The organism is Parabacteroides sp. Y3-G-102 (assembly GCF_023656845.1).
GTDB classification, from domain to species: domain Bacteria; phylum Bacteroidota; class Bacteroidia; order Bacteroidales; family Tannerellaceae; genus Parabacteroides; species Parabacteroides distasonis.
The window spans coordinates 66,751-92,376 of sequence record NZ_JAMOKU010000016.1 but is presented as its reverse complement, the minus strand read 5'-3'; the positions used below and the strand labels follow the sequence as shown (position 1 = coordinate 92,376).

Below are 25,626 nucleotides of genomic sequence, written 5' to 3'. Positions count from 1 at the left end.
TTAATTTAATGTTTTTATGAAAAAAAAGAGTGAAGGTAAGACGAGGAAATGCCTGACTTTATTAGGTGGACGAACCTCTTTGTTACTTTGTTTATCTTTAATGTTTCAGTCCTCTTATGCGGCCGAAGATTCTACTGTTCCTGAAATGGGAAACATGGAGATTCATCAGATCGCACAGCAAAGTTCAACCATTAAAGGTGTAGTAAAAGACCAAAAGGGTGAACCTCTGATTGGCGTTAGTATTGTTGTGAAAGGAACCACGAACGGAACAGCTTCGGACTTTGACGGAAATTTCACCTTGGATGTGCCGGATAACAGCACATTGGTATTTTCCTTCATCGGCTTCAAATCCCAAGAAGTTCGTTATACCGGGCAAAAAACATTGAACATAGTCTTAGCTGAAGACTCTGAGACACTAGACGAGGTAGTAGTCGTAGGTTACGGTTCCCAAAAGAAAGGTGAGATCACCTCATCCGTTACCAGCGTGAAAGCATCCGACTTTAACAAGGCACCGGTAGTGAACCCGATGCAATTGGTGGAAGGACGTGTAGCTGGTCTGACTGTATCACGTGGTAGCACCGACCCGAATGGCGAGGTAAAAGTACAGATGCGTGGTGCCTCATCTCTGAAAGGTAGCAATGAGCCTCTCGTTATTATTGACGGTATGCCGGGTAATATGACTTCTTTGAACGCTATCGCACCCGAGGATATCGAGGCGATCGACGTATTGAAAGACGGTTCCGCAGCCGCTATCTACGGAACCCGGGGTAATAACGGTGTGATCATCGTCTCCACGAGACGTCCGCAAGCCGGAACTACTCAAGTGGATTACTCAGGATATATCATGCACGAGGCGGTTTATAAACGGCCGGAAATCTTAAATGGAGACGAGTTCGTCGCTTATGGCAAGGAAACCAACAACGCCAATATCCGCGACTTTGGTGGACGGGATAACCATTACGACGCTTTATTGAATAAGAGTAATTTCACCCATGTACACAACTTGACCGCTACCGGTGGTAATGGTAAGACAAACTATCGCGCTTCTTTAAATTACAAAAAGAATGATGGTATGATCCGTAACACCAGCCGTGAAACGATCAATGGCTCTATCGCCGTGAACCACCGTGCGTTTGATGATAAACTACAGCTTTCTTTCAATCTAGCAAACTCTTTCGTGAAAGTGGACGCAGTTTCCGATGATGTGGATAAGGTAGGAGATATCCCTAATTACGGCATATTATACCAGGCTATCCGTATCAACCCGACGATGCCTATTTATAAGGAAGACGGCTCCTTCTGGGAAACTTACAGCGGTTACGAAGATTTCAACCCGGTAGCCCGCATATACCAGCGTACCAAGAAAAAGGAATTCAAGAATTTATTGGCGAACTTCAAGGCTCAATATGAGATTATCCCCGGTTTGACAGCCGCCGCTTTCTTCGCTATGGAGAAGAACGATGCGTTAACTAACGATTATAGTATGCGTGAGGAATATAGCCAACATAAAGACGGTACAAACGGACGCGCCAAAAAAGAATATTATCAGAATACCAACCGTACCACTGAATGGACAGCAAACTACAATACTTCCATCAACGGCGTACACAATATTACCGGTTTGCTGGGATACAGTTACCAAGATTTTGAATACGAGCAATTCAGCGCCGAGAACAAGAACTTCTTGACGGACGTATTCGGTACCAATAACCTAGAAGCCGGCGGTTACCTAAAAGATGGTAAGGCCGAGATGAAGAGTAAAAAAGAGACCAGCAAACTGATCGCCTTCTTCGCCCGCGCCAACTATAATTACGACGGTAAATACATGGCCAGCGCCTCTATCCGCCGTGAAGGTTCCACGAAGTTCGGAGCGAACAACAAATGGGCTTGGTTCCCCTCTGTCAGCGCAGGCTGGATGATCTCTCGTGAGGACTTCATGGAGAGCCAAGAAGTGTTCGACGTATTGAAATTCCGTGCCGGTTTCGGTATCACGGGTAGTTTGCCTACCGATCCGTATATGTCTCTCGCTACCTACGGTACAGGCGCTGGAGCTTGGAACGCTTACACCGGTTCATGGCTAACCGCCACTTACGGTCCGAATATCAACCCGAATCCAGATTTGAAATGGGAGAAGAATGAATCCTTGAACGTAGGTTTCGACTTCGGCTTGCTAGGTGGACGCCTAAATGGTACGATCGATTGGTATAGTCGTACGACTCGCGACTTGATCAGTAGCTACAATGCCCAACAGCCATCTTTGATCTACAACACGATCACCACCAACGTAGGCACGATGAGAAATAGAGGTATAGAATTAGCATTAAACGCAGAGGTCGTAAAGACTAAGGATTTCTCTTACACGGCTAATTTCACGTTCTCATACGAGAATAATAAATTGACATCTTTGTCTAACGACGTGTACAAATCTTCTTACGAGGATCAATATGACCTGCCCTCTCCGGGCAACCCGGGCAAGGCTTACCGCCTACAAGAAGGACAGCCGATCGCATCATTCTTCGGTTATGTATGCGATGGCATCAACCCGGACGGAACTTGGAATCTTCGCGACATAGACGGAAAGGAAGGTCTGTCTGACGCTGACCGTACCTTTATCGGTAACGGTTTGCCGAAATTCAAGGCTGGTTTGCAGAACACGTTTACCTATAAGAACTTTGACTTCAGCTTCTTCCTGCGCGGTATGTTTGATTATGACGTATTGAACGAGGGTGCTATTTATTTCGGAACGACTGTCAATATCGATCAGTCTGGCACAAACGTATATAAGGATGCCTTGAAGAACAAGGTAACAGAGCAACCATTGTTCTCTTCTTATTATCTAGAGAAAGGGAACTTCTTGAAGATCGATAACGTGACACTAGGTTATACATTCAACTTCAAAAATAATAAATATGTGCGCAACTTACGTATTTATGGTAATGTCACCAATCTTGCGACTATTACAGGATACTCAGGTTTAACCCCTGACGTAAACGTAACAGGACTACAAGCAGGTATAGAGAAGCGCGGATCTTATCCCACCACCCGTACCTTCACGTTTGGCGTTAATTTTGGATTCTAATTAAGTAACAATAGATTTAAGACAATACAATGAAAGCTTTAAAAAATATATGCGCAATTTCATTATTGCTGGGAGCTACCGCATTTACCTCTTGTACGGACCTGACAGAGGAAATACATAGCTCGGTAATCGCTGAAAATTATTACAACAATGCAGGCGAGGTAATGGCCGCCATGATGCGTCCATGGGGGCACTTCTGTGGAACCATGCAAGTAGCCCAATCGCCTTGGTCATGTAACGAGTTATCTTCCGACTGTGCCGCATGGCCTCAAAAAGGTCGCCACGGCTATGACAATGGAGACTGGATTCGCTTACACCGCCATCAATGGATTCCTACGGATGGTCAAGTAGTGGATGCTTGGAAAAAATTATTTGAAGGTATCGGATATGCTAACAACTTCCTTACAGATACAGAGAATATAGATTTTGAAGCACTCCAAGTTCCAATGTCTAAAGCACAAGCACAATCGGAGATGCGTGTATATCGCGCTTACTGTTATTGGTATGTGATGGATATGTTCGGTACGGCTCCAATTTGCGAGAAAATCGGTGAAATCAATCCTTCCTCCAAATCTCGCGCAGAGTTATTCGCTTGGATCGAAAAAGAGTTAAACGAGAGTATTCCTTCTTTGTCAGAGAGTAAAACAGAGACCTACGGACGTGTATCCAAATGGGGGGCTTACGCATTACTGGCTCGTCTCTATTTGAATGCGGAAATTTATACTGGACAAGCACGCTGGGATGATTGTATCGCTGCTTGCGATGAATTAGCTAAGGGAGGTTTCGCATTGGATAAGAAGTGGAACGACACTTTCCGTGCGGATAACGACAAGCGATCTACCGAGATTATCTGGTCAATCGTGTATGATGAAGTATATGCCAAAGGAATGGGCTGGTATCAACGTTGGTTGCATTACGCACACCAAACTGGCTGGGATTTGCAATCCGGTCCTTGGAACGGCTTGGTGACGCAACCTACCTTTTATGACTCATTCGCTGACAACGACTTGAGAAAAATTGAGGGTTTCTTGATCGGTAAGCAATATCCTCGCAAAGTAGATGAAAACGGTAATTACTACTACGACACGACCGCAGAGCCTTTGAAAGGTTCAGAGGAGTACAATGGGCAGGATTTGGTATTCGTAAACTACATTAAGTCCATGACCGAGGGCGAAGAAAACAGCGGTGCTCGCTCTATCAAGTATGAGATCCAACCGGGTACTACCGGCGATATGAACAACGACTGGGTGATGTTCCGTTATTCCGAGGTTATCTATAACAAAGCGGAGGCCTTGATGCGTAAGAACGGGGGCAAAGCAACGCAAGAAGTGGTAGATATGATCAACAGCGTTCGTCAACGTTCTTTCAAGGCAGAGGATTGGGAGAAAGCGAAATATACGACCGCTACTCTGACCATGGATGAGTTCTTGGCCGAAAAAGGTAGAGAGTTTGCTTTCGAAGGAATCCGCCGTACAGACTTGGTTCGTTTCAACAAGTTCGTAACCACTTCTTGGTGGGACAAGACTGCATCCAACGAACCAAAGCGTAATATCTTCCCTATTCCGCAAAGACAATTGGATGCTAACGCAAACTTATCTCCGAACGAGGCTAACTCATTGTTCTAAATATCAACTAAGTATAGTAGAAATCCATTATTAACAAATTAGCACTTGACAATGATAGAGGACTACTATACTTATTGATCTGAAAATATAAAAGGTTACCTTTGTCACTATCAAAGGTTATCCTTGGAACTATCAAAGGTGGCCTTTTATGTTTCATCCTTTTCTAACTAATTGATACGACATGATAAATCTCAAGAAATCGATGTGTTGCCTTTTTCTGGCAGCCAGCTCAACAGTAGCGATCGCACAGACTAATGTAGTTGATCTTGTAAACCCGATCATCGGGACAAATGGAATGGGACATACATTCCCGGGCGCTTGCGTACCCTTCGGACTCGTGCAACTCAGTCCGGATACGGATACCATACCGCACAACGTAGACGGTAAATACCAACCTCGCTCCTACGAGTATTGCGCCGGCTATCAACATAAGGATAGCAGCATCGTAGGTTTCAGCCACACCCACTTCAGCGGTACCGGCCACTCCGACCTAGGAGACATCTTGATTATGCCTACCACCGGAACGTTGAAGCTAAATCCCGGTACAGCCACGAATCCCGATGGCGGTTACCGTTCCCGCTTCTCGCATGACACCGAGATATCCCGTCCCGGATACTATGAGGTGATGCTCGCCGATTATGGCGTAAAGGCGCAACTAACCACTACCCAACGGGCCGGCATCCACAAATACACATACCCTACGAACAGTGAGAACCAACGCATTATCCTTGATATGATTCACGGGATCTATAACTATGACGGCAAAGTTCTTTGGACCAATATTCGCGTAGAGAACGATACGCTGGTAACCGGCTATCGTATTACAAACGGTTGGGCACGTACCAACTATACTTATTTCGCCATGTCTTTCTCCAAACCGATCACGCATTACGGATGCGAAGAGAAAGCGAAAGTTAATTATCGGGGCGGTTATGCCAAGTTCAATATGAAAGAGAACTTCCCGGATATCGGAGGACGTAAGATCGTCGCTTATTTTGATTTCGATCCGAAAATGTCTGATGAGTTGGAAGTGAAAGTCGCCCTTTCCGGAGTCAGCACCGAGGGAGCCTTAAAAAATCTACGTGCCGAGGCTTCCGGTGCGGACTTCAACCAATTAGCCGCCAAAGCCTCCGATACTTGGAATAAGGCGCTCTCCGTCATCGACGCGAAAGGAAGCGATGACCAATTGGCTATGCTTTACACCTCCTTGTATCACACGATGATCAATCCTTGCGTATACACAGACGTTGACGGTCAATACCGCGGACTCGACCATAATATCCATCAAGCGGACGGATTCACGAACTATACCGTATTCTCCGTATGGGATACGTATCGTGCCCTACATCCCCTGTTCAATATCATCAACCGACAAGTCAACACGGATATCGCCAAATCCATGTTGAAACATTGCGAGCAAAGCGTTCATCATGCCTTGCCGATCTGGAGCCATATGGCAAACGAGAACTGGTGCATGATCGGTTATCATTCCGTCTCTGTCTTGGCGGATGCTATCGCCAAAGGATTACCGATTGATAAAGACGCCGCGTTAAAAGCGATGATCAGCAGTTCTACGATTCCGTATTATGAGGGAACCAAAGAGTTTATGGAATTAGGTTATGTTCCTTTAGATCGCAACGGTAGCGCAGGCTCCTTGACTTTGGAGTATGCTTATGATGATTGGACCATCTATAATACAGCTTTATTAGCGGGAAACCGATCCGTGGCCGATACCTATAAAAAACGTGCGTCCAATTATGCGAATGTATTCGATACCTCGATCGGCTATGCCCGTCCTCGTTATACGAATGGAAACTTCAAGGAAGACTTCAGCCTGCTGAGTACGCACGGCGAAGGGTTTATAGAGGGAAATGCCTTGAATTATTCTTTCTATGTACCGCAAGACGTGAACGGCATGATCAAGCTGATGGGAGGCGACCGCTCATTTACGCAAAAACTGGATTCCTTGTTCGATATGCACCTGCCCGATGAGTTCTTCGCCCATACCGAAGACGTGACCAAGGAAGGATTACTAGGCGGCTATGTACACGGCAACGAGCCTAGCCATCACATCCCTTTCTTATACGCATGGACCAGCCAGCCTTGGAAAACCCAATACTGGCAACGTGAGATCATGAATAAGATGTATCGCAACAATATCGACGGCCTTTGCGGTAACGACGACTGCGGCCAGATGTCCGCTTGGTATATCCTTTCCGCCATGGGATTCTATCCGGTTTGCCCAGGTACGGATCAATACGTATTAGGCGCTCCCTACCTTCCCTATATGAAGGTTCGCTTGGAGAATGGTAAGACTTTCGAGGTAAAAGCCGATAAAGTCAGCGACAAGAACCGTTATGTAAAAGCGGTAAAGCTAAACGGGAAACCCTATACCAAAGGATACATCACGCAGGATGACATCATGAACGGTGGAACGCTCACTTTCGAGATGACTTCCAGCCCGAACAAAAAGCGATTGTTCAACGGAGAGGATCGTCCTTATTCACTGACAGATTAGCCTATTTTCACCTAAAAACAGACGAGACTTATGAGATATAAACAATTAATCAGCGGTGCTTTCCTGCTGTGGACTTGCATCGCTTGCTCCGGCAAAAAGGAACAGGCGGCTACCGTAGCGGAAGCCACCCCTACTCCTTGGGATAATTATTACATCGGAAAGATTGATTTCGAGAATCTTTCCCCCGAGGCTAAGGGCTCGGCGATCTATGCCGCCGTTATCCCTGATCCGGAAGCTTATATTACCAAGCACGCCCGCAAGGTCGTAGAGACGCTTTATTTCACTCCGGAAGATAGTATCCCGGGCATCGAGGAGATCCACTATACATTAAAGGAATACGACGGGGTATCTGCGAAAGACGGAGCGCCCCCTTCCATCAGTATCGTATACAGCACGAAATGGATCGAGAAAAGTTTTGCCAATAACGACACCGCGAAAGTGGATTACGAGACCCGTGGCGTATTATACCATGAGCTGACACATGGTTTCCAATTGGAGCCTCAAGGCATAGGCAGCTATGGGACTAATAAGACTTTCTGGGCTATGATAGAAGGTGTGGCGGATGCCGTAAGATACCTGAACGGCGGTTTTACCTTGGAAGATCGTCCCAAAGGCGGCCATTATATGGATGGTTACCGCACGACAGGCTTCTTCCTCGCATGGCTTACGCAAACCAAGAGCCCGGATTTCCTGCGGAAGTTCAACCGAAGCACATTAGAGGTTATTCCTTGGTCGTTCGATGGTGGCGTGAAATATGCGCTCGGCAATGATTACGACATAGACTCCTTATGGAAAGAATATATGGCAACGATGGGAGATGAAGCGTAGCCCCGGCAAAGGCTACGACCAACGGCGGTAACATTCAACAAGTTACCGCCGTTCTTTTATAGTATCACTCCCGACCTTCCGCCAATAGGCATTATAAGGTCGCGACAATGCCCATCGTAAGCTCCTTATACTGCCCATCCTAACAACCTTACAATGGGCATTGTTACATTATTCCCCTAAAACACCTTCCTTATTTGCATTTCCGTAAACATATATCTACTTTCGCGAAAAAGTAAATATGGAACTTTATACCCGAATCCTGTTGCCGAAAGCACGATTCTCTTTCTCGTATGAGGACCGGGTCGTGATGATGGGCTCCTGCTTCGCCGAGAATATCGGGCGGAAACTGGAAGAGAATAAATTCTCCGTAGATATAAACCCATTCGGTACTCTGTATAACCCGGCTTCCGTAGCGGAAGGATTGCGGATGCTGCTACGCCCGGAGTATTTCACTCCCGGCGATTTATTCCAGCATGAGGGCATATACCATAGTTTTACCCATCATAGCCGTTTCTCCGCTCCCTCGGAAGAAGAATGCCTAGGCCATATAAACAGCCGCTTATCCGAATCCTCCGATTTCCTGCGAAAAGCGACCCGGTTGGTAATCACGTTGGGAACCGCTTTCGTCTACCGCCTCAAGAGCGACGGGCGAATCGTGTCGAATTGCCATAAGCTACCGGAAAAGATGTTCGACCGGCAACGATTATCCACGCAAGAGATCGTCGAGGACTGGAAACCTCTGTTACTAGCCCTTTGGGAACAAAATCCCGCCTTGAAAATCTTATTTACCGTAAGTCCGATCCGCCACTGGAAAGACGGGGCGCACGAGAACCAACTCAGCAAAGCTACCCTATTGCTAGCCACGGACGCCTTACAGAAAGATTATCCCGACCGAATCGCCTACTTCCCCGCTTATGAGATCCTTATGGACGAGCTCCGGGATTATCGTTTCTATGCGGACGATATGCTCCATCCCTCCCCATTGGCCATTGATTATATTTGGCAACGTTTTATCGAAAATTTCTTATCCACAGACACTTCGGCAATCCTTAAAGAATGGGGTGATATTCAAAAAGCTATTAACCATAAGCCCTTTCAACCGGATAGCGAGGCCTATAAGCGGTTTATCCTTCAAACTTTGTTAAAGATGGAACGAATTAGCGAGAAAATTCCTTCCTTTGATATCAGAAAAGAGATCGAAATAGTAAAGTCTAAACTAAAATAAAAGAATGGAATACGCAATTAAAGAAATAGCAAGAGTTATCGGTGCTAAAACAAACCAATTGCTTGACGATACGGTCAGTTTGTTGTTGACTGACAGCCGTCGTCTCTCCTTCCCGGAACAAAGCCTCTTCTTCGCCTTGAAAACCAAGACGAACGACGGACATAGATATATACAGGAACTCTATAAACTTCGTGTTCGCAACTTCGTGGTAAGCGATATGCTACCGGAGTTCGAGAGCATGAAGGACGCGAACTTCCTGATCGTAAAAGATACGTTACGAGCTTTACAAAAGCTGGCGACTCACCACAGGAAGCAATTCAACATCCCCGTGATCGGTATCACCGGTAGCAACGGAAAGACGATCGTAAAGGAATTCCTCTATCAACTGCTGCATAACGAGTTCAACATCGTACGTTCGCCCCGGAGCTACAACTCCCAGTTGGGGGTTCCTCTCTCGGTATGGCAGATGAGCGAGAAAAATACACTGGGCATCTTCGAGGCCGGTATCTCACAACCGGACGAGATGGAACGCCTGCAACCCATTATCGCCCCCACGATCGGTATCATCACGAATATCGGGGAGGCTCATCAAGAGAATTTCCTCTCCTCCAATCAGAAATGTATGGAGAAGCTGACGCTTTTCAATGATTGCGAAGCCATTATTTATGATGGGGATGATTTATTTATCGCCAATTGTATCGAATCGGCTTGCCTTTCCCATAAAGCGATCGCATGGAGCCGTACGGACTCCGAGGCTCCTTTGTTTATCGAGTCTATCGATAAGAAAGAGTTTGAGACGATCATTCACTGTACTTTACTGGGCTTCAACCGGGTCGTTACCATTCCGTTCACGGACGACGCTTCTATCGAGAACGTGATCCATTGTATGGCGGTTATGCTTTACCTAAAACCCACCAGCGTAAACGACGTAACAAAATTCTTGCATCTTGAGCCGGTGGCTATGCGATTGGACGTAAAGCAAGGTATCAACAATTGCCTGTTGATAAATGATACCTATAACTCGGATATCAACTCCTTGGATATCGCGCTCGATTTCCAACAAAGCCGCCGGGTAGGCAAGCAATTAAAGAGCACTTTAATCCTCTCCGATATCCTTCAATCGGGTACCTTGCCGAAATCTCTATATAAGAAGGTCGCCGATTTGGTTCGCCGTAAGAAGATAGATCGTATCATCGGTATCGGCCGCGACTTAAAGGAATATGCTTCCGTCTTCGAGATCGAGAAGGAGTTTTACACAACCACCGAGGAATTTATCAAGTCTCCTTCCTTCAAGAAATTCAAGGATGAGTTGATCTTGATTAAAGGTTCCCGCCATTTCCATTTCGAGCAGATCTCCGAGTTGTTGGAGAAGAAAGTGCATGAGACGATCCTAGAGGTAAATCTGGACGCGATCGTACACAACTTCAATCAGTATCGTTCCAAGCTAAAGCCGGAGACTAAGATGGTTTGTATGGTAAAAGCTTTTGGTTATGGAGCCGGCTCTTACGAGTTGGCGAAGACCCTTCAAGAACATCGTTGCGACTATCTGGCCGTGGCGGTAGCCGACGAGGGAGCCGAATTGCGTAAAGAAGGCATCTCGATCCCCATTATCGTCATGAATCCGGAATTCAGCAGTTTCAATGTCTTGTTCGAGAACCATCTGGAACCGGAAGTCTATAGCTTCCGCCTATTGGATGCCATGATCCGGGAGACCGAGCGCAGAGGGATCACCTCTTACCCTATCCATATCAAGATCGATACCGGCATGCATCGCCTAGGGTTTCAACCGGAGGATGTCCCGGCGATCTGTGAACGCTTGATAGCGCAATCCGGGGTTATCGCCCGTTCGGTCTTCTCTCATTTAGCCGGAAGCGACTCGTACGTCTTCGATGATTTTACCCATCAACAATTGGATAAATTCACCAAAGCCGCAGGGGAACTAGAAAGCGGGTTAGAGTATAAGGTAATCAAACATATCCTAAACTCTGCGGGAATCGAGCGTTTCGCCGCTTATCAAATGGATATGGTACGTTTAGGTATCGGTTTATATGGAGTAAGCGCATCCGGACAAAAAGGCTTACGGAATGTCAGCACCTTGAAGACAACGATCTTACAAATACAAAACGTACCCGCAGGGGATTCGATCGGTTATAGCCGTATGAGTTATGTGAAACGTGATTCCCGGATCGCTATCATCCCGATCGGATACGCCGACGGACTGGATCGCCACTTCAGCAACGGAGGTGGGGAAGTCTTGATCAATGGACAACGCTGTCCGATTATCGGCAACATCTGCATGGACGCTTGCATGATCGACGTCACCGACACGCATGCGCAAGAAGGCGACGCCGTAATTATTTTCGGCGACGAACTACCGGTGAGCGAACTTTCGGATAAACTGAAAACAATCCCTTATGAGATATTAACCTCTATCTCGCCTCGGGTAAAGAGGGTTTATTTCCGGGAATAAGAAGTAGCCGCCAACAAAGAATGGCTCTACCTTGTTTTAATATCAAGGCACATATTCAAATGTCAGGCTATGATATTCATTTGCGTATGTTGCACATTTTGTGTATGTTTGTGCCGTAATTAATAAACAAGAGGTATGAGTCATAATTTATTGAAAGGCAAGAGAGGCATTATCTTCGGTGCTCTGAACGATATGTCTATCGCCTGGAAAGTGGCAGAAAGAGCCGTAGAGGAAGGTGCGACTATCACGTTAAGCAATACGCCTATCGCTGTTCGTATGGGTCAGGTAGATGCTTTGGCGGAGAAGTTGAATGCGCAGGTAATCCCGGCGGACGCAACCAGCGTAGAGGATCTGGAGACCGTATTTGCGAAGTCAGTGGAAATATTAGGTGGTAAAATAGATTTCGTTTTACATTCTATCGGTATGAGTCCGAACGTACGCAAGAAACGTACGTACGATGATCTGGACTATGGAATGCTGGAAAAGACGTTGGATATCTCCGCTATTTCTTTCCACAAGATGCTACAGGTAGCTAAGAAACAAGACGCTATCGCCGAGAATGGTTCCGTAGTGGCATTAAGTTATGTGGCCGCCCAGCGCACGTTCTTCGGATACAACGATATGGCGGACGCTAAGAGCCTGTTGGAATCTATCGCCCGTAGTTTCGGTTACATCTATGGCCGTGAGAAAGGCGTACGTGTGAACACGATCTCCCAATCCCCGACAATGACAACCGCAGGTAGTGGCGTGAAGGGAATGGAACACTTGATGGACTTTTCTAACAAAATGAGTCCACTGGGTAACGCCAACGCTGACGAATGCGCGGACTATTGCGTAATGATGTTCTCCGACTTTACCCGCAAGGTAACGATGCAGAACCTATACCACGATGGTGGTTTCTCAAGCATGGGTATGAGCCTCCGGGCCATGAACCAATATAGTAAAGGATTAGAGGAATATACAGACGAGAACGGACACATTATCTACGGCTAATATGTTAGTGAGAATCTATCCGGAGAATCCGAATCAAAAAGAAATAGACAAGGTCGTCAAAGTCCTGCAGGACGGCGGCCTTGTCGTTTATCCTACCGACACGGTTTACGCGATCGGTTGCGATGCGTTAAACGTGCGTGCGGTAGAGAAAATATGTCAGATGAAAGGAGTTAATCCACAGAAAAGCAACCTGTCTATCATCTGCTACGACCTGTCTAATCTTAGTGAATACGCCAAGGTAAGCAACGCCGCTTTCAAACTGATGAAGAAACATCTGCCCGGTCCTTTCACCTTTATCTTACCCACCAGCAGCGAGCTTCCAAAGATTTACAAGAACCGGAAAGAAGTCGGAATCCGTGTACCGGACAATAACATTACCCGTACATTGGTACAATCCTTGGGAAATCCAATCCTAACCATGTCCATCCGTGACGAGGATGAGGTGATCGAATATACGACAGATCCGGAATTGATACACGAGAAATACGAGCATCAAGTGGATATCGTAATCGATGGCGGTTTCGGAGGATTGGAAGCCTCTACGGTTATAGATTGCACGACGGATAATTTCGAGATCGTACGTCAAGGCAAAGGAGAATTGTAGCTATCCACCACGATTTGTATTCGCTCCTCCGGCAGATTAGCAGGGAACTCCAAGCTTATTTCTTGTTGGTCACCCGGCATTAGCGTAATATAGTTATCCGAATAATGTACCGGTAAGATTCGTTTGCCTGTCTCCTTATCAAAGACCTTGATACGGTTGAAGAACGAGATCTGCGAATCAGCGCTCAGACGGACTGTACCTACGAAATTCGAGCCTTCCTTCTTGATCTCGGTCTTGATATCCGGTCTTGACTTCGGAAGTTGAGATAAGCTGGTGTAGTCTTTCGGCTCGGTTGTCAGCCAATAAATATTGGGAACGTCCGCATTCAAAGCCAGCCGTAAGAAATAAGCGCCTTGGATCCCTTCCGGAACGGGGATATCCAATAATTCCTGTACCGTATTCGCCTTGGAGCTCGCTCTCGTCTCTTTCTCCCAAAGCAGTTTGCCTTCCAGATTATAAATACGGGCTATAATCGATAAATCCGTATAATCTTTCAGGGTCGTATTCAACAATCCCGCCTTACGGGTTACCGGGTTATAATAGGCATGTAAAGGTTCACAGCCTTTCCGGGTTCCGTACAAGGAAGCATTTACATCGAGAGACCAATCATACATTTGCCCCCGCAAGGATGTCCATGGATTCTGGGTTTTCCAGATCAAGATACCCGTATACCAATCCCACATATGAGAGGCCCAGCCTTCCATAAAACTACGATATTGGTCATAATTCACGACTTGGGCATACTTACAATAGGTCTCGATATCTTTCACCTCCCCATATCGCTCCAGATGATCGCCATAGCCCAGATCCTTATGATAGCGCCACGTATAATTACGAGTAAAACCTTTCCTTGGGAAACCGGCCAAATCCTGTTCCGTCATCATCTCCCGCATACTCTCGACCTCCGGGGAACCAACCGATCCGGCTTCCGGATTAAACGGATGCGAACGGAAGCTAAAGAACCATTCCGGCTCTTGTATACCGTAAGGACCATCCCCATTATCCCCCAAATAATTCCGGGTAAACAACGTATCTGTAGAGAAACTCACGAAAAGACGCTCCGGATCTAACCGGGGGAAAACCTCCTTTCTCAAACATTGATCGATATCTTTCGCTAAAGGCCATTCATTCGCCCCACACCAGAAACAAAGACTCGGATGGTTACGGATCATTTTCACTTGATCTTCCACGGAGGCGATAAATAAATCGTGATTATCAGGATATTCCCAACGACGCTCTCGGGAATCCATCTTGGTCGGGTCCTCCCAAGCGCCATTGCAATCACCACTGCCCCACAGATCTTGAAAGACTAAGATACCGAACTCATCACAGGCGTTATAGAATTCCGGCCGTTCCACCAACGCACCTCCCCATACACGGATCATACGCAGATTCATTTCCGCATGGAAACGTACCTCATCCCGATAACGTTCCGGAGAAAGACGAAGCAGCCAATCGGAATTAATATAGTTACCACCCGTGACGTATATTTTCTGTCCGTTCACGAAGAAACGGCGTCCCCCGTTATCCGGGCATTTATCGGAAGTAATCTCTCGGATACCGTAACGCAACCGTTCACGGTCACTCACTTGATTCCCGATCTCAAAAGAGAGGTTCATATCATATAAAGGCTGCTCACCGATACCGTTAGGCCACCATAAACGAGGATTCTTTACCGCTAAAGGATTCAAGGATACCGTTTTCTTCTCGAATGGCGATAAAGTAACCGGCTGGGTTAAGCGGGTTCCGTTCGTCTCACAAACCAATAGCCCCTTTAAGGAAGTGCTCCCGGTATTCTCTAGCTCGACAGAGGTATTCACAAAAGCCTCCCTTTGAGTTTTCGTTTCCGGATCACGTACGCCGGGTACCTTGGTCACGACATAAGGAGAAGAGAGGCATACCGGCCCGGTTGTCGTAATAGAGACCTCATCCCAAATACCCGTATTCCGGTCACGTACCGGTTGTATCCAGTCCCAACCCGGCGTATATTGCATCGTATTATTCCGGGCGATCTGCCCATCACCACCTTGTCCGCCATTCGGATTTCCGGCATGTGTAGGTGGATAAACCAATACCGCTAATACATTGGGGGCATCCGTACGAAGATAAGGGGTTATATTAAAAGTCTTCCTCAAGAACATGCCCTCATGGGTATTTCGATTGATCCGCTTACCATTTAAAAAGATTTCCGCCTTATAATTAATGCCCCGGAAATTTAACCAGACATTACGTCCCTCTGGTAAATTATTGATAGTAAACTGACGAGTAAACCAATAAGTATAGAAATCATTGCCGACCTCATGTATATCGGGTATCAGATTGTTATTCAAGCCGAACTCGGGAGCCGGATACATATGGTTCTCCAAAAGTGTAGTCAATACCGTGCCCGGCACACGGGCTGGTAACCATCCTGTTTTATCCAAAGGCGCCGCACTCAACCGGTTCCCATCCATTTTCACTTCATTCGCTTTCCGGGCATACCAATCTGAGTGAATCAAGGTTTTCTCTCCCGGCTCCGGGATCGCCAACAAGGCTTGCTCCTCTGCTGATAAGGGCTTTAACCAGCAAGCCAGACAAAGCCAACAAAATAAATAAATACATCTGTTCATCATATAATCTTAGATTTATCCTTCTAAAGTACTACAAAATTCAGAAGGGCCTCTTCGCAAACTCGAAGAAGCCCTTTCATTACATATTATTTAACAATAAAACCTATTAATGCCGATTAGAAATTACCTGCACCAGCTTTATCCCACCATACATGAGTACCACCTTTATCACCGGAGATCGAACCCGTATTCTCTTGGTTCAGCAGCTCGATACCTTTTTGATATTCCACGGTATTCGTATTATCCTCATTATCGGAATACAATAAACGACGAACCTGTTCATTCGTATCAATATCCCCATTACTCTTATTCACGCGGTTCGGGAATAATTTCGGATAACCTGTACGACGAAATTCCGCCCAAGCCTCGCAAGACAACGGGAAGTTCGCAATCCATTTCTGTGTAATGATACGTTGTAATTTCTTCTCATTAGTTGCGCTCTCATCCCACTTAACCGTAATATCATTCTGAGCCTTGATGCTGTTTTGACCATTAACCGGGTCGACGAAGTCCTTTTGTGTTGTCGTGCCACTGATATAAGCATCGATCTCTGTTTCTGAAATTGAGCTTACTCCGGCCAGACTTCCCTTATAAGCCAACTGATTCTTAATAGAAACACGGATACCTTGTTCATACAGTTCCTTCGCCGTACCTCCCATGTTACTCCAACCACGCAACGCACCTTCCGCACGCAAGAAATAACCTTCGGCTGCCATCATTACCGGTAAAGCTGTTGTATAAGAACAAACGATCTTCGAGAAGTTACCCCATTGATTCGGTTTAGCAGGCAAGTCACAGCCGCCGCGAATACCTAAATATTGAGTACCGGAATCGATCGTCTTCCCATCCTCACATTCAACATCAGCTTGGTTCTTCGTCATATACAGCGGTAAGCGAGGATCTTGGAATCCTTCCAGTATCGTGGTTAAGTTAGCGTTCATGCCACTATCTCCCCATTCGAACATACGAGTTTGCTCATTACTCAAACTCTTATTGATCAATACATCCTGCTTTAAGATAGCGCCCTTGGCAGCCTCTTCAGCTTTTTGTTTAGCTAAAGTCGGGTCGGCCTTCACGATACGCAAGGCTGCACGTAGCTTTAATTGATTGGCTACTTGAATCCACATATCCAAATCGCCATTACACCAATAGTCGAATGACTGTCTCTCCTCCAATGTGGATTTCGGACTCTGGAAATCTTGAAGCGCTTTATCTAACAATTCGAAAATGGAGTTATAAATGCTCTGCTGTGTATCATAAGAGAACGAAGCACCATTTGTCGGATCTTCGATGCAAGACGTATAAGCTACCGGGCCGTAAACATCCGTCAACATCTGGACCGCATAAGCCTGAACAACACGCATCATTCCCGCATAGTCTGTCAATCCTTGTTCGTCACAAGAGGCGATCAAACGACGTGTATTATTGAATATGTGCAAATAAACATTCTCGTACATACCTCCACAAAAACTACGATTCAACGCATAATCCACGTTACCGGAACCATTGAAATTATGTGGTGTCATGAAATAACCACTAAACAAGTCTACGTTCAAACTAAAGCAGTACTGGAACAAGTTCTGTTGCGGAGCATATACATAAGACAGCGGTTCTTTAAACTGCGCAGAGAAAGGAAGAGTGTTCGGGTCTACCTCATACTGATCGGTATTCAATGTCTCAAAATCGTCTGTACAGCTCACGGTTGTTAATCCTGTGCTAAAAGCTAAAGCTGATACAGCCGCATATTTTAGAATTCTATTTAGTTTCATAAGTAATACCTGTAAGATTTAGAAATTAAGTTTTAAGTTCAAACCAAAGCTACGGGTTGTCGGCAACGCAAACATATCGATACCCTGCCAGCCATTACCCGTTCCAGCAGCTACATCCGGATCCATCGGAGCATCCTTATAGAAGAAGAACAAGTTACGTCCAATGATAGAAGCGGTCAAGTTTTTACCTGCGCCAAACAAGTTGCGGAAGGTATAACCAAATGATAACTCACGCAAACGAACATTAGTTGCGTCATATACGTACTGGGAAGTCAAGATATTAGAGTTGTAGCTTGTACCACCGGTAGTTGAATAATACAATTGCGGATCAAATTGTACTCCATCGACCTCTACAAAACCTGCGTCACGAGCCAAACCAGAACGTTCGGAAACGCCCCAACCATCCATGGTAGCCTCAGTCATCGACAAGACCTTACCACCAACCTTCGCATCGATTAAGAATGACAACGTGAAATCTTTATAGTGGAAGGTATTTGTCCAACCCATGTTCACTTTCGCATTCATATCGCCCGCATAAACAAGATCTTTATTATCGGATCCCGCTAATACAGGGGCACCGGTATCAGAGACAATAGGCTTTCCGTTATCATCACGTTGTAAGTCACGAACATAAAGGTCTCCGAAATGCCCACCTTCTTTCAAGAGCACTTTGGCACCTGTACAATAACTTGTCAGGTTCCACTCGGAAAGCTCGTCGGCCAACTCTATAATCTTGTTATTATTGTAAGAGAAGTTAAAGTTCGTGCTCCAGCTGAAATTATCTGTAAATTGATTATACCAACCTAGACTAACCTCGAAACCTTGGTTTTGTACATTACCAGCATTAATATAACGGCTCTTCAAACCTGTTTCCCATGGAGCGGAGATGTCAAAATATTGATTCTTGGTATTTGTCTTATAATAGGTCAAATTTACGTTGAAACGATTCTGGAAGAATGTACCATCAAAGCCGACTTCCAACGAATTTGTCTTTTCTGGTTTCAACGTACGGAAAGATGATTTTTCCGGCGGATTCAACGCTCCTTGATCTCCTAATGTATAACGCTCGTTGGTCACACCGATAGGCACATCGTTACCTACAATAGAATAAGAAGCACGTAACTTGAATAAATCCACGTTCTTGCCGAAATCAATAAATCTATCCAACAAAACACTTGCTCCAACAGACGGATAGAAGAATGAAACACCATCTGTAAACGCCAATGTTGAGGACCAGTCGTTACGGGCACTAACATCGATAAACAGACCTTCCTTATAACCAAATTGGGCAGTAGCAAACACTGAATTCAAACGTTTCTCAGCTAAAGTCTTTGTAGTCTGTAATTTATAATAGTTAGCCGGAGAGAAGATATTAGGATAGTAAGCACCACTTGTAATCACGCCCGCATCGTTAACAGAGAACTGAGAATCACCCCAACCGATCAATTCTAAAGAAGAACTTTTTGTCTTTTGGTAGCTTCCACCTGCAGTTACAGACAAAGAATAAGTATCCTCCCAAGTCTTATTATATTGGGCCAACAAGTCACCATAAGTCTGCTCGCTATTCACGCGTGTGTCTTTCATCGTACCCAGCAAGTTACGGCCTGCCGTACTAGACGCATATTCATTCAAGTTCCATGTCTCATCACCACGTTCATAGCGCAGGCGACCTGTAACGGAAAGACCTTCCATTATGTCATACTTGACACTACCGCCAAACTCATAGCGATTACGATAAGAAACCGGTTTTTGGCGATTCAACATCCAGTATGGATTGGAGAACTGCTCTTGAGCGGTATTTGTCCAATTGTGTACATTTATATTTCTTGTCCCATCGTACACCTCATAGTTACTCTTATAATAATCCCAGTCCTCTCCTCTTGGAAACAAGTAAGCGCCCAAAGTAGGATTACCTACATAACCGGCAGTCGGCTGGTTCTCGATATGCTGATTATTATAACGAGCAGACACGTCTACATGAAGTTTTGTCCATAGGTTAAAGCCAACCTTCGCTAGCAAGTTATGGCTCATATATGTATTCTCCGGAACGATACCATTAGAAGATACATTCGCATAAGAAAAATAAGATGAGATATTATCATTACCACCAGCCAACGAGATAGAGTTGTTGGTCGTATAGCCAAGATTATAATAATCCTTCGCATAGTTTGGAGAAGAAGAAGCAAGCTTATCGCCCCAGCTAAACGTTCCTTGGTTACTTACGCCATAAGAATTCTGGAACTTCGGTAACACCATCGGAGTCTCAACCGTCGTATTGCTAGATACATTTATAGCGACTTTTCCAGACTGCGATGACTTAGTCGTAACCATAATGGCACCGTTGGCAGCGACCGCACCATACAAAGCAGCGGCGGAAGCACCTTTCAACAAGGTAATCTGAGCGATATCGTCCGGGTTGATAGTAGACATGGCATCACCACCATCACGACCACCACCATAAGATCCATCAATCTGTGAATCCGAGACATTCATCATCATAGGAACACCATCCACAACGATCAACGGCTGATTATTACCACTAATAGATTTATTACCACGGAACAAGATCTTGGAAGAACCACCCGCACCCGTAGAGTTCGGGGTAATCTGCAAACCAGCGCTCTTTCCTTGTAAAGAGTTGATCATATTCACATTCTTAATCTCGTTCAAGTCCTTACCGCCTACCGTTTGTGCGGAATAAGTCAAAGTCTTTGATTCACGTTTGATACCCATCGCCGTTACGACAACCTCATCCAAAGCCTCTGCGTCTGAAACCATCGTAACATCGATTTTCGTACGGCCATTTACAGGCTCCTCAATCGTTTTCATACTTAAATAAGAGAATACCAAAATAGAGTTTGCGTCAGCCTCCAAGGTATATTTTCCATCAAAGTCAGTAATGGTACCGGTTGTCGTACCTTTTACTAACACGTTCACTCCTGTTAGTGGCTCATTTAGATCCTTGTCAATGACGACACCACTAATCGTTAGTTTCTGTGCATATCCTGTAACACACAGAAAAAACGCCAATAATAAGATAAATGACTTTCTCATGAAAAATCGTTTTTGATTTAAGTGATTCTACATTTGTGCTTTTTTAATTTTCATACTCTTTTTAGAGAGATCGGGCTCTCTTTTCTTTCTTTTTTAGTGCATAGGCATTTACTCTTTTTTGTTTAAAGTTATTATTATGTTCATACAGAAATCTCTTTCTATTTAAAATCAAACGGTTCTATTTTAAATAATAATAACAACGTAGTATCATTAGAACTAAATCAAATTAACATATTTAATTTATTGAGGGATGATGAAAATTTGACTATGTGTTATCGCAAACACCTGAAAAAGTGAGGAACATACTGATTTTTGTTACGTTTTAACTTGTATGTATAGTTATTATATATATATTTGTCTGTCAAAACATGAAAAACGACTTAGTTCTAATGAAACTAACAACAAATTTCAATTAACATAATTTTTCTTCATTATCATCTTCCTCCTATAACATCCAATCACTATCTGACTATCATCTTGGAATAAAATTACAGCTCTATTTACAAGCTTCGAAAACAACTCAGTCAGGAAATTAACCATTAACTCTAATTTCTTCCACAAATATTCAATGATTTGCACAGATTATCTCTACATTTGCGATATATATATTAATGTATTGACTATGAACTGGACCCAGCTATTATCCGGCAAGCGTTTCGGGATGGAAGAGTATCACGAGCGGAAACATGAGAGAACTGATTTCCAACGTGACTATGACCGTTTGATTTTCTCATCCCCTTTTCGAAGACTACAAAACAAGACACAGGTGTTCCCCCTTCCGGGAAGTATCTTTGTACATAACCGACTTACACATAGTCTGGAAGTATCATGCGTAGGACGTTCATTGGGTAATAACGTAGCGAAAGGACTTATGCAAAAATATCCGGACGGCAGTATCAACTTCCCGGAGATAGGTTCCATCGTATCAGCCGCTTGCCTTGCCCATGATATGGGAAACCCTCCATTCGGGCATTCCGGAGAGAGAGCTATCTCCGCTTACTTCTCCGAAGGGAATGGGCGAAAACTAGAAGAGAAAGTACGGAAGGAACGGGGACGCTGGGAAGACTTCGTCCATTTTGAAGGTAACGCAAACGCCATGCGGTTGCTGACCCATCAGTTCATTGGACGCAGGAAAGGGGGATTTGCCTTAACATATAGCACATTAGCCTCTATCATCAAATATCCTTACGCATCCATCTATTCAGGAAAGAAAGGGAAATTCGGCTTTTTCCAATCGGAGGAGGGAAGCTATCTGCAAATCGCCCAAGAGCTAGGGATCGGACATAGCCCGGAAGCCCCGGACAAATTTCTTCGTTACCCGTTAGTTTACTTAGTAGAGGCGGCAGACGATATCTGCTATCAAATTATGGATATAGAAGATGCTTGCAAACTACATATCCTGACCACCGAAGAGGCCATACAACTATTATTGGGATTTTTCGAAGGAGAGCGGCTGGAGCATATCCGCAAGGTCATGCATATGGTAGACGATACCAATGAGCAAATCGCCTATCTGCGTTCTTGTATTATCGGGCTATTAGTGGATGAATGTTCCCGTGTCTTTTTAGAGAACGAGGAAAGCATTCTCAATGGTACCTACAGCACTCCGTTAATCAGTAACATATGCGATCAAGCCAAACAGGCTTACGCTAATTGCTCGGCTACAGCATACAAGAAAATATATAAGGCAAAAGAAGTGCTCGACATTGAATTAGCCGGTTATCATATTTTCAGCCATCTGATCGACAGCTTGACCGAGGCCGTGATGAACCAAGAGCATGCTTACAGCAAGCTGCTCTTACAACGGATACCGGAGCAATACGACACAAACGCACCTACTACATATGGCAAGATACAATGCGTACTCGATTATATCTCCGGCATGACCGATGTATATGCGCTCGATCTATACCGGAAAATCACAGGTATGAGCCTGCCGGCCGTTTGATGTTGTAATAAAGTGTTAGAATTCTTCCCGGTACTTGCTTTCCATGCGATCATCCAAGATGCTTAGATAGCTTTTATAGCGGGACTCGCTGATTAGCCCATCGTTAACGGCTTGAATGACGGCGCAGCCCGGTTCATGACGGTGCGTGCAGTTATTGAAACGGCATTCTTCCGAGTATTTAAACAACTCCCGGAAATAATGGGAGATCTCAGCGTCCGCCATCTCGATCGTTCCAAATCCTTTGATACCCGGAGTATCGATCAAATAGCCTCCCCCGGGAAGAGAAATCATCTCAGAAAAGGTGGTCGTATGCATTCCTTTGTTATGATATTCGGAGATATCACCGGTACGGAGATTCACCCCCGGCACCAGTTTATTGATAATCGTGGATTTTCCGACACCCGAATGGCCGGACAAAAGCGTAATCTTATCTTTTAGATCCGCTTTCAAGGCATCCAAACCTTCCTCGGTCCGGGCACATAGCGTCGAACAGGGATAACCTATCGAGGTATACAACTCGATTAAATTCTCCAACGCTCTTTGATCCTCATTATTATAACGATCAATCTTATTGAAAACTAATTTAACGGGGACACGATAAGCCTCGGCTGTCACCAAGAAGCGATCGATAAATATCGTTGTTGTTATAGGATAATTCACTGTAACGATCAGCATCGCCTGATCCAAGTTCGCGGCGATAATATGCGATTGCTTCGATAAGTTAGAGGCACGACGAATGATGTAATTCTTACGCTCCTCGATCTCTGTAATAAAAGCGGTTCCTTCTTTATTAATATCGATTACGACACGGTCTCCTACCGCGACCGGATTGGTACTCTTTATGTCTTTCAGACGAAAGTTACCCTTGATCTTACTCTCTATATCTCGCCCGTCTTCCGTACGGACCGTATACCAACTACCTGTGTTTTTTATTACCAGTCCCCTCATGAGAATTGAAAATTGAGAATTGAAAATTGAGAATTGGAATAAGGACTCAATGGGGTTCCTCAATTCTCAATTCTCAAGTTTCAACTTTCAATTATTTAAACGGTCATTACTTCTTTTTCTTTAACGGCGTAAAGCTCATCGATCTTTTTGATAAACTTATCATGGATTTTCTGAACCTCTGCCTCGGCGTCTTTCTCTACGTCCTCGGGAACCCCATCAGACTTGATGCTTTTCTTCAAAGCCTCGATAGCGTCACGACGAGCGTTACGAACGCTGATCTTCGCATTCTCCGCCTCCTGCTTACATTGTTTCACCAATTGACGGCGACGCTCCTCAGTCAACGGAGGAATACCTAAGCGGATCACCTCACCGTTATTCTCCGGCGTGATACCTAACTCAGAATCCAGAATACCTTTCTCAATATCGCGGATGATCTTCTTCTCCCACGGAGTGATCATGATAGTCCGTGCGTCCGGAACCGTCACCGTAGCCACGTTAGTAAGAGGAACAGGCGCCCCATAATACATTACCTTCACACAATCGAGGATTTTCGGATTAGCCTTACCAGCCCGAATGTGAGACAATTGCTCGTCCAGATACTCAATGGCGAACGTCATCTTCTCTTCCCCTGCTTTGATCAATTGTTTCGTATCTATCATAAATATACGTTTTTTGTTTGCGAATCTTTTAATTAACAAAAGTAATAAAGATTTCCAACTTCGCAAACATATAATTAAAATACTCCCTAACAAAAGATTTATAGTACCGTATAAAAGCTTATCGCCGTCACTGTTTACTTAACTTAGGCGTAAAGAATAGTAAGTAGGCTACACCCACGCACAACACCAGTATTGCCCCTGCCTGAGAAGCCAACATATCGGATGCCACTCCCATAAAGATCGGGAAGATCGTGCCGCCAAACAGTCCCATAATCATCAAGCCGGACACCTCATTCTGCTTATTCGGCATAGAAAGCAGGGCTTGGGCGAAAATAATAGAGAAGACGTTCGAGTTTCCAAAGCCGATCAAGGCGATACAAGCATAGATGATCTCTTTCGAATGGAAGAACAGCAGACCGGTCATCGCCAATAACATCAAGAAAACACTAAAGGCAAAGAATCCTTTCGGAGAGACCTTCCGCAAGATGAAAGCCCCGGAGAAGCACCCCGCCGTACGGAAGATGAAATAGAGGCTCGTGGCGAAACCGGCATCAGCCAAAGTCATACCCAGACGTTCCATCAAGATCTTCGGGGCGGTCGTATTCGTCCCCACATCGATCCCCACATGGCACATGATACCGATAAAGCAAAGCAGGATAAAAGGCTTGCCCAGCAAAGCCAGACATTCGCCAAAGGTAGAGGGCCGCCCCTCCTCTTTGGTCTCACGGATAGAGGTAGTTCCCAATAGCAGGATAGCGATCACGGCGATCACCATATAGACCGGGAAAAGGACACGCCAACCGAGTCCCATCGACGGTATCGCTTGGGTAGCGCCCCACATGGCGATATAAGGAGCCAAGAAAGAGGCGATCGCCTTCACGAACTGGCCAAACGTCAAGGAACTAGCTAGCTTATCCCCGCTTACGATATTCGACAATAACGGGTTCAAGGAGGTCTGCATCAAAGCGTTACCGATACCCAGCAGGGAGAAGGATATCAACATGACCATATAGGCGTCGTCGAAGATCGGGATCACCAGCGAAAGGAAGGTCACGATCAAGCTCAATAGCACGGTCTTCTTCCGCCCGATACGGTTCATCAACATCCCCGTCGGGACGGAGAAGATCAAGAACCAGAAGAACACGAGCGACGGGAAGATATTCGCCTCCGAATCACTCAGGCCTAAATCCGCTTTCAGGTAATTAGAGGCGATACCCACTAAGTCCACGAATCCCATGGCGAAGAACGCCAACATCACGGGAATCAATTTCAAGGATGAAGTCTTCTCGCTCATGGC

At 45.2% G+C, this 25,626-nt stretch carries 15 protein-coding genes; 9 read left to right on the top strand and 6 right to left on the bottom strand.

The window, feature by feature from the left end:
- The first annotated feature begins 16 nt into the window (after nucleotides 1-16).
- The 8 genes from NBH16_RS10085 (at nucleotide 17) to NBH16_RS10050 (ending at nucleotide 13,342) form a co-directional block, all read left to right on the top strand.
- Nucleotides 17-3,079, top strand: a complete 3,063-nt coding sequence (locus NBH16_RS10085; RefSeq protein ID WP_122369520.1) for a SusC/RagA family TonB-linked outer membrane protein — start codon at nucleotides 17-19, stop codon at nucleotides 3,077-3,079.
- Nucleotides 3,080-3,108: 29 nt separating this feature from the next.
- Nucleotides 3,109-4,704, top strand: coding sequence for a RagB/SusD family nutrient uptake outer membrane protein (locus NBH16_RS10080; RefSeq protein WP_009016818.1), 1,596 nt, complete (start codon nucleotides 3,109-3,111; stop codon nucleotides 4,702-4,704).
- 181 nt (nucleotides 4,705-4,885) lie between these two features.
- A complete protein-coding gene (locus NBH16_RS10075; protein ID WP_195283806.1) occupies nucleotides 4,886-7,222 on the top strand; it encodes a GH92 family glycosyl hydrolase in 2,337 nt (778 codons plus the stop codon).
- Between the two features lie 30 nt (nucleotides 7,223-7,252).
- The gene (locus NBH16_RS10070; protein ID WP_154395093.1) at nucleotides 7,253-8,050 is read left to right on the top strand and encodes a basic secretory family protein; all 798 of its coding nucleotides are present in this window, start codon (nucleotides 7,253-7,255) and stop codon (nucleotides 8,048-8,050) included.
- 238 nt (nucleotides 8,051-8,288) lie between these two features.
- A complete protein-coding gene (locus tag NBH16_RS10065; RefSeq protein WP_005867383.1) occupies nucleotides 8,289-9,275 on the top strand; it encodes a GSCFA domain-containing protein in 987 nt (328 codons plus the stop codon).
- Between the two features lie 4 nt (nucleotides 9,276-9,279).
- Nucleotides 9,280-11,745: a bifunctional UDP-N-acetylmuramoyl-tripeptide:D-alanyl-D-alanine ligase/alanine racemase gene (locus tag NBH16_RS10060; RefSeq protein ID WP_250788456.1), complete on the top strand. Its 2,466-nt coding sequence runs from the start codon at nucleotides 9,280-9,282 to the stop codon at nucleotides 11,743-11,745.
- A gap of 135 nt (nucleotides 11,746-11,880) precedes the next feature.
- Nucleotides 11,881-12,738 carry an enoyl-ACP reductase FabI gene (locus NBH16_RS10055; protein ID WP_005859732.1) on the top strand — a complete coding sequence of 286 codons (858 nt, stop codon included), beginning with the start codon at nucleotides 11,881-11,883 and terminating at the stop codon, nucleotides 12,736-12,738.
- Nucleotide 12,739: 1 nt separating this feature from the next.
- Nucleotides 12,740-13,342, top strand: coding sequence for an L-threonylcarbamoyladenylate synthase (locus NBH16_RS10050; protein WP_005867379.1), 603 nt, complete (start codon nucleotides 12,740-12,742; stop codon nucleotides 13,340-13,342).
- On the opposite strand, the gene NBH16_RS10045 is transcribed toward NBH16_RS10050, so the two are convergent.
- From NBH16_RS10045 to NBH16_RS10035, 3 genes are all read right to left on the bottom strand, one after another.
- Complete coding sequence (locus tag NBH16_RS10045) at nucleotides 13,321-15,954, bottom strand: glycoside hydrolase family 2 protein (protein WP_250788455.1); 2,634 nt, start codon at nucleotides 15,952-15,954, stop codon at nucleotides 13,321-13,323. The genes NBH16_RS10050 and NBH16_RS10045 overlap by 22 nt on opposite strands.
- A gap of 113 nt (nucleotides 15,955-16,067) precedes the next feature.
- The gene (locus NBH16_RS10040) at nucleotides 16,068-17,720 is read right to left on the bottom strand and encodes a SusD/RagB family nutrient-binding outer membrane lipoprotein (protein ID WP_121961582.1); all 1,653 of its coding nucleotides are present in this window, start codon (nucleotides 17,718-17,720) and stop codon (nucleotides 16,068-16,070) included.
- An 18-nt stretch (nucleotides 17,721-17,738) separates the two neighbouring features.
- Nucleotides 17,739-20,774: a SusC/RagA family TonB-linked outer membrane protein gene (locus tag NBH16_RS10035; RefSeq protein ID WP_005867376.1), complete on the bottom strand. Its 3,036-nt coding sequence runs from the start codon at nucleotides 20,772-20,774 to the stop codon at nucleotides 17,739-17,741.
- A 622-nt stretch (nucleotides 20,775-21,396) separates the two neighbouring features.
- Here NBH16_RS10035 and dgt point away from each other — a divergent pair.
- On the top strand, nucleotides 21,397-22,722 hold the full coding sequence (gene dgt / locus NBH16_RS10030) for a dGTP triphosphohydrolase (RefSeq protein WP_008772892.1): 1,326 nt from the start codon (nucleotides 21,397-21,399) through the stop codon (nucleotides 22,720-22,722).
- A 15-nt stretch (nucleotides 22,723-22,737) separates the two neighbouring features.
- Here the strand turns inward: dgt and rsgA are convergent, their stop codons facing one another.
- The 3 genes from rsgA to NBH16_RS10015 form a co-directional block, all read right to left on the bottom strand.
- Nucleotides 22,738-23,670, bottom strand: coding sequence for a ribosome small subunit-dependent GTPase A (gene rsgA, locus NBH16_RS10025; protein WP_121961583.1), 933 nt, complete (start codon nucleotides 23,668-23,670; stop codon nucleotides 22,738-22,740).
- Nucleotides 23,671-23,765: 95 nt separating this feature from the next.
- Nucleotides 23,766-24,329, bottom strand: coding sequence for a ribosome recycling factor (gene frr / locus NBH16_RS10020; RefSeq protein WP_250788453.1), 564 nt, complete (start codon nucleotides 24,327-24,329; stop codon nucleotides 23,766-23,768).
- A gap of 127 nt (nucleotides 24,330-24,456) precedes the next feature.
- On the bottom strand, nucleotides 24,457-25,623 hold the full coding sequence (locus NBH16_RS10015) for an MFS transporter (protein ID WP_250788451.1): 1,167 nt from the start codon (nucleotides 25,621-25,623) through the stop codon (nucleotides 24,457-24,459).
- Nucleotides 25,624-25,626: the final 3 nt, after the last annotated feature.